Source organism: Neobacillus piezotolerans, from assembly GCF_003362805.1.
GTDB classification, from domain to species: Bacteria; Bacillota; Bacilli; order Bacillales; family Cytobacillaceae; genus Bacillus_D; species Bacillus_D piezotolerans.
In genome coordinates this window covers 1,030,155-1,043,051 of sequence record NZ_QNQT01000001.1, presented here as the reverse complement: position 1 = coordinate 1,043,051, position 12,897 = coordinate 1,030,155, and the positions used below count along the sequence as shown (strand labels likewise).

Here is a 12,897-nt window from a genome sequence, read left to right as displayed (position 1 = left end):
GGGGATTTCTATAAAGAACTTTTAATTCTTCAGCTATTAAGGGTTTGGGGAGATGAACAATATAGGGGTTAACAGCTCCGGACAGGACTTGTCTATGAAAAAAGGGCTGATGCAGAACTATCCTTTGTACATAGATGGAATTTTATTCGCTAAAACGTTAGGTTTAAGATTTACCCATAATATAATGATTGACCCTGAGGCTAAAGAAAAAGTAATTAACAAATTAAATTCTAACGGATTAGAGCTTGATACATTCCTTATTGAAAAGATTTTAGACGAACTTTATATTCTTTCTAAAAAAAACTCTTAAAATAGCATATTTATTGTTATCGTTAAGCGAGAAAGATTTTTATACAAACGTACTGGCAATAAAAATAGCCGTTAGTCCAAAATAAACTAACGGCTATTATAAGGGAAACTGTTTAAAAGAATTAATTAACACCACATTTTATTGCTATCTAAGTAATATTGACTCATTAATTGCTTCTGTAATTATATCGTCATACTCATGTGAAGTGAAATTGTCTTCCCCAATATTAAATAAAAAAGGAGCCTCTTGATAAGCGAGTTCTTTACAAAATGATTCAACCTCAATTATAGTCTCATATTTCTTTAAGTTTTCGTCATCAAATATAAGGGAAAGTATATACGATATTTTTTCTTTATGTAAATATCTATCATTACTAGTTACGTTTAGATAGTATTTTTGATTTCCTGCTGCCATAAAAAGTCCTTTTGTTTTTTTAGGTAGTGCATCGGTATGCCTAATTAAATGACTCACTTTGTGTTCATTACCGCTCTTTCCATACAGATTTGAAAGAGTAATTTCTTTAATTACACCCATTTCTAAAAGCTTTTTGGAAGTTGAATCTATTATCCTTATCCAAGCATCCAATGTATAATGATCTTTTTTTAAATCTATGGAAGAATCAGGGGAAAATGTTCGGGCTGATATCATTGAAAATAATATTATTTTCTCTTTATCGGATATTTTCTTGTTATTTTGAGAAACATTAAAGAATTTATTGTTAATAAACTTTACTAGAGTATCCTCATTACTTTTTTCGATAGCCCAAACACCTTTCGCAGTAATAAAAAATCTATCAGGCTCATCGGATTCAGCTATTAAGCCCCTATTAAGTAAAGTATCCAGAATTGTTTTAGGTAACTCGTATATGGAGATCGATGCATCCATTAATATTCTATATCTAATATTGGATTTAACTTCCATCATAGAAATCAATATAGAATTGTTTTTAAGCTTTTTTTCATAAAGGAAACTTTGCATAAGTTTATCATAAAATTTTCTCAAAATATAAATTAATTCTTTTTCCATATGATCACCTCAAAATATCCTCTATTTTTTCAATTCTAACTTGATCTCCCTTTTGAACTACTATTCCCACTAATAGCTTGCCTTTCTCATAAAGTTCCTTCATTTTCAAGAAAATTGGCTCTAGAGAATTTTTATCCATCATTGCTACTTCGTCAAAAAGGGCAATGATTTTCCTATTATCCGATGTATTTAATTGAGCAAGCAAATATGCACTTTGACTTTGCCCTGTCCCCATATCAGTTAAGTGTATTATCTTTCCTTCTTTTGTTCTTATTACACCTTCAATAATATCTACTGCTTCAGCTGTATACACATTATCAATATATCTAACTTCTCCTATTCTTTTTCCTAAGTATTGTGCTACTTCATTAAAATATCTTTTTTGATCATCATCATTTTTTTCATATTTTTTATTATTAATGATGTTATCGATATATGAGGTGTATTTAATTCTAAACTTTTGTTCCAACTCCAAACATGTTTTTTGTAATTTTGATAAGTACTCTAACTTTTCTTGATAAGGATGAGGCTCTTTTGATTCCAATCGCTCAAGCTCCAAGCCCTTTAATACAATAAAATCAGTAATTTTCTTAAGATCTTTTTCATCTTTACTGATTTCTGCATTAATAAAGGAAAGCTTTTCTGTTAGTTGATCCTCTGTAAGACTTTTTTCATAATCACTAATTGCATTTGATGAATACAGCTCATTCAATTGTGAGTTTAGTATTTCGATATTTGAAATATCAATGTCTTTCTTAATGCATAATTTTTCATAATAATTCAATTCATTTTCTAGTTGTTTTAATTTATTTTGTAAATCGTTTAATGATGATGAAAAATCTTCAACTTCAAACCAGTCTTCATTCTTACTAATTTCTCTAATCCTTGGAAATATATCGTCCTCTAACATTTTTCTATAGCTATTTATCTTATCAAGACTTTCAATCATTGATCTTATATTAATAAAATAAGTTGCTTTATCATTCTGCTTCTTGATTTCTTCTTTTAAGATATCGATGAATTCAGATACCTTCTTGCCATAACCAGGTATAATTATATTTTTAAATTTATATTCATCTAATAAGGTAATTAATTTCCCAATGACCTCTGTTTCTTCATATGTATTTATATAATGATCATCTTTAATTAATTTAGATAAATCTGATTTAAATAAAGAAATTAAATTTTGAAATTTGTTATTGAAGGTTAATTCTTTAAAAGAAGATTGGATATCTATTAATTCCCACAACTGAATTAGTTGCTCTTGATTTTTGCTTAAAATCTTTTTCAATTTGGGTGTAACTTCATTAAATTGTTTTTCTAATAAATCCACTGTATCTTTTGCTTGGTCTATTAATTTTGAAAATGCATTACTTTTTCTTGATATTTGGCGTTTGTTTGTTGTTTGCTTCTTTTTAAGTTTTTCTATTTCATTTTGTGCCTTCTTAATTTGATTAGAAAATTCAAGATAATTATTAATGAATGTGTACTTTTCTAGAATATCAAGGTATATCACGTTTGCATTCAGCTTAGTTTTTAGCTCTTTTTGATCTCTTTTCAAAGATTCAATATTTTCCTTCAACGCCAAAATCTGTTCAGGGTTTTTTGCATTTTTAATTTCCGCAATTACTTGGTTAATATATTTCCTAAGTAACGCTATCCTGCTACCGTAATTTTCTTGTGTACTTTTTATTGTTAATGTTAATTGGTCTATTCTTTCTATTGGGTTAAAAGGGATATCATATATTACGTTATATTCTCGCTGCAATTTCTCTGGGGATATTGGCTTTTTTACACCATTCATGTTTTCATACACAATTATCTGTTTGCTATCCTCTTGCTTTTCCGAAACTATTTCAATACTACCGTCGTTATTCTGTATAGATATTTCAAAAGAAAGCTGCTGGTGTGATGATTCTAAGAGTGCGTTCATTTTTTTTCTGAGTGCACTGTTTATACTTTCGTTCTTAAGTCCATTTATACCCAAAGCAACAATATTTAGAAGTGTGCTTTTACCCAAAGAGTTTGGCCCTTCTATATAAACTAAATTGGGTAATTGTGTTGGAATCTTCTTAGGTACATATAAAACATTAGTATCCCCTTCATTCCTTCTTAATGTGTAATTATAATTAATCATCATTTTCACCTTCTAAATCCCCTAATAATAAGGTTTTTAAAACAGCTTCTTCATTTAAGTTCTGGTCGATAAGGTTTAAAATTTCTAATTCTAATTTGTCATTTAATAATTTATCGAAAAAATGTAAAATATTTTCTTCCCTCAAGATTATACCTCCTTTTCAAAGACCCCTGACATGGCAAGGGGAAACTTAACAAATTTCACTTGAGACATGTTATGAATAGATACTGCTGCATATCCTTGTTTTAAATTTTCAATTTCTTCATTAGAATAATTTAAACCATGAGACTTAATCGAAGTATTATCTGTTTTGAAGAAAATTTTAGTGTTGATTACACTCCCCAATCCCCTAGGAATGTCTTGAGGGTTTTGTGAAGAGAAAATTACTCCTATCTCTTGACTTCTACCTGTTCTACAAATTGTATCGAGATCCCCAAGAGCTTCCTTTGAACTCTCTGAGTTATAAAATTGATGGACTTCATCAATTATTATCAATACTGGAACTTTTGATTTTCTTTTTGACTTTGCTTCAACAATTTTACTCAATAAGTGTCTTAATAATATCGAACCAAACTCAACTCCACTTTTACAAGCAACATTAATTACTGACATTTTTCCTGGATATAAAATATCATCCCAGTTTAAAGACTTTGCATCTGGATTATCAAAGAATTCCTGAGCAAGAATAAGGTTTCTTAGCAGATTATGAAATGTCCCAGGGTGTAAAGTAATTTCAGCTGTTTCTTCCTCTCTAGCATTCATAGTAATAAACCTTCTACCATCATTTTCTGCATCAGCAAAATACCTGACAAAATCCCCAAAAGTATATTCGTTATTTCCGGCGTTATTAATGGTTACCTGCCAATATCTAAAAATATTTGGTAAGTTTTGAGCGCCTACATCAGTAATACCTCGTATCAATCCAGTAAGCGCATCTGGTTCAATTTCGTTTACATTTAAGGTAACGCTTTGACAAAGATCTCTATTAACACCTGGCGAAGTAAAGATGTCATCATTGGGTGGGTAATAAACTGTAAAATTTTCAATTCCATGAGGTTTTAAATCTAAATAATCCCATTCCCGTTTAACATGTTCACTTTTAGTTATAGTTGCTTTATCCATCTTAAGAAAATCATCATCTTTTACATTAATAGCCAGTACGGCACCATTCAATTCCTCAACGAAATATTGTGCTAGATATTTTGAACCAACCGTTTTTCCTCCTCCCGTTTTTCCACATATAAGGGTCTGATGAAAAAACATTTCTTTTGGTAACTTTACAGTTATTGGTGCGCGTTCATTGTCAATTAAAAGATGATTTTGACTAGAGTGTACTGTAGCTAAAAGAATTTCAGGCCCAATCTCCCCTGAGCCAATCGCTAATTGTACTTCATCCTTATTAGATCTTCTTGCTTTTGTTTGTGATGGTAAATAGTTAATTAACCCATCATCACGTTCACAGAGATCTTTTACTCTCTTTGCATATATAATGTTTTGGCACTTCTGATCTTGCTTTAAAGGAGCCAAATCCATATCAATAATTAAAGGGGAAGGACTATATGGTTCATACTGTGTGCTTTCATCTACACGAAGAATAAATTTGTTATCACCATTTTCCACGGTTAGGTATGAACCCTTTGGAAGTAATCCTGGAGTTCCACTCTTTGATACTAACTTTACAAATCCTTTTTCTTCACCTACGACTATCCAGGTCATCTACTTCACCATCCAAATCTCTCTTGATTAATTGTGGGGATTAGTCCCGAGTTATTAAAATATTTATTTATATTTGTTAGGCGAATGAATTCCCTCGCATATCTTTCTGCAATTGCAATAGGTCTTACTTGTGGATTTTTTAAGTCGCCTTGTACTAGCAACAAATAATAAATAAGATCCATTAAATCACTAATCTCAGTTTGATATTTATTAAAGGTATCAACATGGAATTCCACTCTTTGTGGGCTTGAATTAAATCCCTTTAAGTAACAAAAAACCTTAGCATTATCAGGATTGTTTTTATCAGCATATTTAAAGAAGTTTGTCCGTTCACCTTGAGACAAATATGGAAATGCCCAGTGCATGTCAGAATTAAATTTTTCATAAAATTCAGGAATGTTGTCTGTCACCAGATTACTATTGCTATTTTTAACAAAATAAATAGGGATTATATCCTTATCTAGAAACCTTTGAATTGACCTTATCATGTATGTATATACATCTCCCCCTATTAATGGTCCATCAATAAGTAGAATTGATTTTTGGGGAGTATATTCAGATAACAGCTCGATTTTGTCTAATATATAATCCTTCTTGGAATCCATTTCTGGATCCGAAGAGTACTTAAGGTATTTAGATTTATTAGTTATTTCTTTTGACCGAGTATAAAAATATAAGGTAAGTAAACCCGTTGGGTGAAAGTCTTCAATCCCTGTTGTTACAATTGAGTGCGACATTAAATAGGCTGTTCCTTCTAGACACGTGTATTTGACCATTGATTCATCGTATGCAGCTATAGTTCTATTCTTCTGAAGCTGTTTACTCCCGTTAGCAGGGTCCAATTGATGGGAATTCACTTGATCAATTGGTGTTACTAACTGTCCGTTTGGAGGAAATGAAAGATGTTGTAAGTCAACTTGAACGTTTGTAGGATTTTCAGGTATATTGACATTAATGCTTTGAAGTTCTGTAAGGGTATTAGTAAAGTCTGATTGAAATAATAGACCATTACAAAATGAATTATTTCTATAATCCATCTATTTCACATCCACTCTTATTAATCGTTACTTTTATAAATACTTTAAACGTTTCTTAATGACTAACACAAATAAGCCAAATTTCCCATAAGGAAGTAATTCTATTTTTTTTACTAAAACCCTTTAATTTACAATAAAAATCAAAAGGTATTCAATTATTATTAATGATAAGCAAATCTTATGAGCTATACAATCTCAAAGAAGAATTAATCCATTTTCAATCAATACGACATATTTCTCAAATAATCCCTCGACTCATGTTCTATCTTCATACGTTCCACTATCCTAATAGTTCCATACGTGCTTTTTTCGTAATATAAAATTGCTCCTGTAATGATTCGAGTTCTACCGCCTTTAAGTTGTTTATCTCCCCTTAAAAACCTGCCTTACTCACAGGAGCAGTTGCAAGAAATATATCGCACATCGTAAGAGTATGAAAAAAGAGTCCCGAAATTAGAGCTCAGGATGGAATCCCACCCACTTGACTACGATACACTTCGCCATTATCTCCTTGAAAAATGGGAAATTGCACGGGAGGAGGGTAAGCTTCTATATTCGGAACAAGAGTTGCAACGTGTTCTAAAACTACTCGTTTTTAATCTAGGTATCGAAAAAGCTCTCAATACTATCCCTCGCGAACAAATTAAAATATCCAAAAAATAAAGTGACTTTATGTTTTTTACATCCTCAGTAAATAGATAACAGGAGTCTGCCGACTTCTCTTCAGACCACTGAAAAAAAGGCAAAACAAACATAGAGAACTTCCTCTCTACCTGCTTCACCTGAAAGGCAATTCAAAGGCTCATAAGACAGATGGCCTGCTAATCCCATTGAAACACTCCCTGGTTCGAATGGTCTTTCGGGCATTCAGAATGAATATATCCAAAAAAAATAACCGCCCTTGAAACTGACAGTTACATTAAGTATTTAACAAAATTGGTTCGGCTTTATAACAGACAACACACATGCAAAGCTTGTAGTTTATTATCACTTTTAAGACATACGCTTGAAAAGATTCAAGCGTTTTGGTCTACTTTTATCTTATTTATTGATCCATGCGTAACGAAACTAACTGATCAAGTTCCTCAGTTAAACTTTGTATTAATTCACCATATTCTAACTCAAACAACTCAATAATTGTCTCAGTTGCAGTTATGATTAAATAGAGGGTAGAAAACATTACCTGTTCAACCTCAGAAGAATTATTATTAAAATGTGAAAACCAGTTTAAATCTGTAATCATTCCCTTTTCATTGGTATTCACAAATTTATTTATCAAGGTTGCATTAGTATGTACATAACTATTCAAAATCCGATAAGCATTTTGGTAAATCATCTCTAATCCTGTCATTCTAGCAAGCACTTCATTTGAAGGAAGTTCTTTAACCCCTTCGAGGTCAATCCTTTCTTTCAGGTTATCTATCTCTTCTTTAGTGATTGTGCTACGTACCTCATTACTAAAGACACCTTCTTTAGCATTATGAATTGAATTTAATAACTTTAAGCGTTCTTTTTCAGAAGCCATGTGGTAATGTATTGCATTTTCATAGGTCATTGAAACATATTTTAGCCTTAATGTTTTTTCTAGCAAACTTCTTAACAATATATTAGCATCGACAATTAGACCTTTAGATGTCAGTATGTATATTGAATTAAAACTCTCTAACAATGATACATACAAAGTGGCTGCTGTAATTTCTTGAGCATCTTGCTGATGTATATTTAGCTTAAATTTCAACGAATGCCCTAATATATTTAGTCTTCTGGCAATATTAAAATACTTGTAGTTATCATGTAAGATCTCTTTCTCAATTTCATTCATCTCTTCAGACAGGTATCCTTCTTCATTTATGCTCATGATACTAATCCCCCAGATTATTATTCTGATTTTCAGCTAAACCTCTTCATTTTTACGTAATAAGCAGAACCGTCTTGCGTTTTAAGCCTTAGCCTTCTGCTTTTTCTTGGCCCTTCAGGTGAGGTTTAACAAGGAAAGCATCTGTAAGGCCTTTATTCCGTCGAGCGGCTAGTCCAGGTGCCTTGAAGAATGAGAACCCCCTCGAGACCCGTCCGGTATTTTTTCCCACAGCAAGGAAGATTTGTTTTCCGCCCGTTAGGAATTAATCCATGACTTCATTTCGTTACGAATCCGTTCATTTCTAATTCCCGATAGGATGCCCTAGTGCCGTGACCTTTTGGTCGGTTTAGCCTTTGTTTCGTCTTTATATATCAAAAGTTTTTCTTGTATCTCGCTTTACCCGCCCGCCGATCTTGGAATTTCTCCTAAAGCTGGTGAGATATATGAGTAAATGCAAATGGAACGTTCTGAAAAAAACTAAACAAATCAAGCCCTTGTCCTGAAAGCCAGTTGAAATGTTTAAGTTATTTAAACTAATTATGGCTGCCAAGAGTTTCTCGACAGCCTGAAAAGCCTCAGTTGGCATTAAGGCGTTATTTATTTCAAATCATTCTATAAAAAATGAAAATCAATCTTCTACCATTTCTAAGAAAATCCTTTCTTTAAATCCACCTCTTATTTCCGCTTTTTGCCTTCGTGTTTCCTCGACTTTTTCAATTGAAGAACCATGTTGTAGTGCTAAAGAGTGTATTATCTCCAGAATATCAGCCAGTTCTTCAATAGCTTCTTTATCATCTTCTGCACTAAGGTATTCTAGTAGTTCCTCTTGACATTTTTTCTTAAGTTCTTTTATATACTCAGCGTCGTCTAATTGCTTTATTGAGAAAGATTTACCTGTTTCTTTTATTATTTGAGGAATTTTATCGCGGACGAGTTTGTTATATTCTGGCATATTTATCTCCTTTTTTATGTGTTGTTATAAATTAATTCTCTTACAAAGGTTTTATAAAATGGGTCGGTTACTGGATTATAACCATTTATCCCCGTCCAAGGCGCTAGTACTTTTTGAGCATCCTCATAAACTTTAAAAACAAAGGACATGCGATGTTTAGGTGTATTTCCAAGTTGCAATTTTAATTTATTACTAATTGGATGATTACTTTTAATTAAATACTCATTTCTTTCTATTAATTTCAAAATATAATTTTTATTAGGTAAATAATCACTTTTGCTTGTATTACAATATCCATGGGATAAGACTAAATTCCATACCTCATCATTATGAATTAACTGCCTGGGAATAACATGATCTACATGAATATCTTTTTCCATCATCAATTCCGCACAGTAAAAACAAACACCGTTCTGGTAACCATATAATACTGACCTATTATGAGTGATATCTGTTCTTTCATAACCTTTTAACAAATAGAATTTTCTAATATCATTTATGAGTTCTGATTCGCCATGTTTAATTTCGAAAGCACTTTCCAGTAGATCCCATCTAGATTTCAATTCCTGTTTTAGTTCAAAATTTTTCGCATCTGAAAAAACCTCATAAATATTATCTAGAATAACTAACCCCTCTTTTGTTTTTTCATAAAACTTTAGAGGTATTTCAACTTTATCAACTGTATGGAATCTTTCAATTACATCATTAAAAGCTTCTCTCTCCACTCTCTCAATTGCCTGCGTTTTTGAAAGTTTGTTTAAATTATACAAACTAATGATTCGTTCCATCGCTGTTTTTCTATTTGGGTTTGCTAATTGAGGTTTACCATTCTTCAATCTGTCTAAATACATATTAAAGAAGTCCTCCGCTAATTCATTCATTGAGATAAAATTTTTCCCTTTTTCCGAAAACCTAATTAGCGATTCTCCTAAAGCAATTTTATATGTAGCTTGGTTAAGTCCATATAAAATAACTGCTCTCCAAAAATCTTCTTTATTATACTCTTTAATATTCATTCCTCATTCCCTCTTAAGAGCCAAAGGGGGCTTACGTTTAACACTCTTGCAATAATATCTAATTCAAAATCTTTTACTCCTCTTACACCTCTTTCAATTTCAGAGATATCTGATTGAGTAATTTTTAAACCGTGCTCAAGTTCTATTGCTGCAGAAAGATCTATTTGATCCATTTTTAAATCTTTCCTTGCAATTTTTATTCTATTTCCACTTATGTTAGCTGCAAGCATAATTATCATCCTTATTTATTGATTTATTTAAAAGTAAAAAAAAAAGGCTTCTCTCGTAGACGAAAATCGTCTATAAGAGAAGCACATTATTAAAAAATTCTAAATAATGATTAACAAGATCAAATATTCCTTTCAAATGATTATGTCAAAAGGAATTTACCTCTTCTGGCCTTCATAATTCTCTTCATAAATTTACCATGCCCGGTCTGCTTCTTAGTATAAAAAAACTCCTCCACTTTTCAATTGAAATTTAGAGGAGGAGACTTACTTTTGTTTTATTATATAAAGATAAGCATTAAAGAGGTCAATTATCATCATCCTGAGGTACCCTGTTCAGTTCATGTTTTGTAAAATAAAATCTAAATCACAGCTAAAAATACTCACCTTCTAATTTTTAACATAGCTTTCCTTTTATTTAAAAATGTGTCAATAATAATTTGTTTTCTATTTTTCTTTAGATAAATTTTTTTCAAATAGCTACCTTACGACCGCACCCACGGCTCTTCGGAAGTTTGCATCCAAATGCACCAGGCGCTGAAGCTTCCGTCGAATTGCAGATATACTTTTTGCACTTCCGGGAACTTTTGAAAAATGGCTTCATTTAGCGCTTTTCCGATTTCACCGGCTTGATGGCTGGATGGGCCTCCGGCGTGGAATTCCTTAAAGTCTACAACCACTGTTCCGGATTCGTCGATTGCGACTCCATTTAAACTGTCTTCATCGCCGTATTGCGAGAAGATCGTACCGGTTGTGAATAGCTTTTTTATTTCCTGCTCCAGCTCCGGGAAAGGCCGGCCAAAGGTTTTGTAATCGAAGCCGATTCTCGCCTCGGCGGCTTGTTCTTCAATAAAACTCTCGTATTGTTTTCCAAGGGTTAATTCATAGATGGCGATATGCTCCTTTTCAGTGGAGAGGAAGTAGATATTGTTTTTATCCACTTTGATGTTCGACGCGATTGTTTGCGGGACCTCCATCAGTTTTTCAATCGGAATCCTGATACCTCCAAGTGTTTCGCCTTGTTTGTTATAGGCGAAAACATGTGTTTCCGATAGGGGTTTATAGACTGCCGGCTGCTCTGTTTTCGTAAAGATGATTTCCCGATCCGTTATGGCTTCGACTGCACTTTGGCCCTTCCCCTCATCATAAGGAATCTTCAGCTCTGTTTGCTTTCCTTCCTCTTTGATGGTGATGACAGCTTCTTTTCGATTTACCGTAGCCATTTGATAAGGAAGTGATTTTCCTTCCACCATTTCGCTGGTTTCAATGTTCAGGAACCGTTCCTGGCTTTGGCCTGCCAAAACACCGATATTTTTAACAAAAATTAGCTCATCTGGATGGAACAGATCCGCTGTTAATTCGTGTGTTTTAACGAGCTTTCCATCTTTCGTATATTGATACACAACGAATGGATCCCAGGTGTTTAAGATGTAAATTTGTTTATCCGGTGTGACAAGGATATCCTTCAAGGTGCCTGTCATTTGGTTGTTTCCCTTAATTGGAAAGGAGCTAGTCTTGCCATTTTTTCCAGCGATGATGACTTGCCTCTTCGCTTCATCGAGTAAATAAAAAGTGCCATTTTCCACATCAAAGCTGGTCACCGTGACGGGCAATGTTTCGTTTTCGCCCATGAACGTCAAGCCAGCCTTGCCTTCACCGTCCCCGTACTCAATTGTCCTCACCAGCCTTAAGTTGGATTCCTCACCGATCGCAAACGGCTTCTCTGTGTCCCCCGCAAGGTTCAAATCAAGTAAATTTTTATTGGAAAGGACCACTAGTGTGAAAAGCAATGCTGCGACACAAACAGCGGCAAGCGGCATTAGGTTGAAACGCTTTTTGTTGCCTGATCGGGCTTCCCTTATTTTATTCTGCAATTGATAGACAAATTGCTGCCGTGGTTCCAGCGAAGGGTGATTTTTAATAGGCCTCAGCAATTGTTTTACCTCACGAGTCAATTCGTCGTTTGTATTCATCGCTTATCACCTTCCTCTCCCTATCCTGCATTTCTTTTTTCAAAATCTTGACGGCCCGATGGAAATCGACCCGGACCTTTAATTCTGTGATTTGCAGTATTTCCGCGGTTTCGCTCACGGTTAGTTCCTGGATTCCCCGTAAGATCATGATTGCCCGGTAGTGCGGTTTCATTTTATATAAGGCATTGTGCACTTCTTCCCACTCTTCCTTGCGAAGGATCTGGTCGTCCAGCGACGGATCGCCCGAGATGATTTTTTCAAAAAAGTCAGGAAGGAACTCATTCATTTTTCTTTTTCGCAAATGGTCGATGGCTGTGTTTCTCGCAATCGCCAACAGCCAGTACTTCCCCCGGTCCGGATTTGTCAGCGTCCGTATATTCTTAATCGCTTTAATGAACGTTTCCTGCGTAATATCTTCAGCTTCCTGGACGGAATGTGTAAAATACAAACAAAACTGGTAAACATCCCGATGGTAGTCCTTAAACAAGGATTCAATATCCAACTGCTCCCCCACCGACTCCCCCCCTTTATAAAACAAGTCGAAACAAATCACTATTTGTTTCAATTATAGAGAAAAATTGTAAATGTGTATTCAAAATTCAAATATACAATATAATTAGGAAAATAAAGGTGGTACGGCTTTTA

At 33.5% G+C, this 12,897-nt stretch carries 12 protein-coding genes; 1 reads left to right on the top strand and 11 read right to left on the bottom strand.

From position 1 onward, the window contains the following. Positions 1 to 52 precede the first annotated feature (52 nt). Positions 53 to 310: a hypothetical protein gene (locus tag DRW41_RS05025; RefSeq protein WP_115450835.1), complete on the top strand. Its 258-nt coding sequence runs from the start codon at positions 53 to 55 to the stop codon at positions 308 to 310. Positions 311 to 454: 144 nt separating this feature from the next. On the opposite strand, the gene DRW41_RS05020 is transcribed toward DRW41_RS05025, so the two are convergent. From DRW41_RS05020 to DRW41_RS04970, 11 genes are all read right to left on the bottom strand, one after another. Continuing rightward, complete coding sequence (locus DRW41_RS05020; protein WP_115450834.1) at positions 455 to 1,336, bottom strand: hypothetical protein; 882 nt, start codon at positions 1,334 to 1,336, stop codon at positions 455 to 457. Between the two features lie 4 nt (positions 1,337 to 1,340). Next, positions 1,341 to 3,482: a coiled-coil domain-containing protein gene (locus DRW41_RS05015; protein ID WP_115450833.1), complete on the bottom strand. Its 2,142-nt coding sequence runs from the start codon at positions 3,480 to 3,482 to the stop codon at positions 1,341 to 1,343. Then, positions 3,466 to 3,618: a hypothetical protein gene (locus DRW41_RS22865; RefSeq protein WP_181884414.1), complete on the bottom strand. Its 153-nt coding sequence runs from the start codon at positions 3,616 to 3,618 to the stop codon at positions 3,466 to 3,468. The genes DRW41_RS05015 and DRW41_RS22865 overlap by 17 nt, the downstream gene beginning before the upstream one ends. A gap of 2 nt (positions 3,619 to 3,620) precedes the next feature. Next, positions 3,621 to 5,189 carry an ATP-binding protein gene (locus DRW41_RS05010; protein WP_115450832.1) on the bottom strand — a complete coding sequence of 523 codons (1,569 nt, stop codon included), beginning with the start codon at positions 5,187 to 5,189 and terminating at the stop codon, positions 3,621 to 3,623. Positions 5,190 to 5,194: 5 nt separating this feature from the next. Next, positions 5,195 to 6,226 (bottom strand): DNA double-strand break repair nuclease NurA, encoded by a 1,032-nt coding sequence (locus DRW41_RS05005; RefSeq protein WP_115450831.1) that lies wholly within the window; start codon positions 6,224 to 6,226, stop codon positions 5,195 to 5,197. A 1,045-nt stretch (positions 6,227 to 7,271) separates the two neighbouring features. Then, positions 7,272 to 8,084, bottom strand: a complete 813-nt coding sequence (locus tag DRW41_RS04995) for a DUF5677 domain-containing protein (protein ID WP_115450829.1) — start codon at positions 8,082 to 8,084, stop codon at positions 7,272 to 7,274. A gap of 628 nt (positions 8,085 to 8,712) precedes the next feature. Continuing rightward, on the bottom strand, positions 8,713 to 9,036 hold the full coding sequence (locus DRW41_RS04990; protein ID WP_115450828.1) for a nucleoside triphosphate pyrophosphohydrolase: 324 nt from the start codon (positions 9,034 to 9,036) through the stop codon (positions 8,713 to 8,715). 14 nt (positions 9,037 to 9,050) lie between these two features. Continuing rightward, on the bottom strand, positions 9,051 to 10,052 hold the full coding sequence (locus tag DRW41_RS04985; protein WP_115450827.1) for an HNH endonuclease: 1,002 nt from the start codon (positions 10,050 to 10,052) through the stop codon (positions 9,051 to 9,053). Continuing rightward, positions 10,049 to 10,282 (bottom strand): helix-turn-helix domain-containing protein, encoded by a 234-nt coding sequence (locus DRW41_RS04980; RefSeq protein WP_115450826.1) that lies wholly within the window; start codon positions 10,280 to 10,282, stop codon positions 10,049 to 10,051. The genes DRW41_RS04985 and DRW41_RS04980 overlap by 4 nt, the downstream gene beginning before the upstream one ends. 482 nt (positions 10,283 to 10,764) lie before the next feature. Continuing rightward, positions 10,765 to 12,252, bottom strand: coding sequence for a GerMN domain-containing protein (locus DRW41_RS04975; RefSeq protein WP_115450825.1), 1,488 nt, complete (start codon positions 12,250 to 12,252; stop codon positions 10,765 to 10,767). Beyond that, positions 12,224 to 12,766, bottom strand: coding sequence for an RNA polymerase sigma factor (locus tag DRW41_RS04970; protein WP_181884413.1), 543 nt, complete (start codon positions 12,764 to 12,766; stop codon positions 12,224 to 12,226). The genes DRW41_RS04975 and DRW41_RS04970 overlap by 29 nt, the downstream gene beginning before the upstream one ends. Positions 12,767 to 12,897 lie beyond the last annotated feature (131 nt).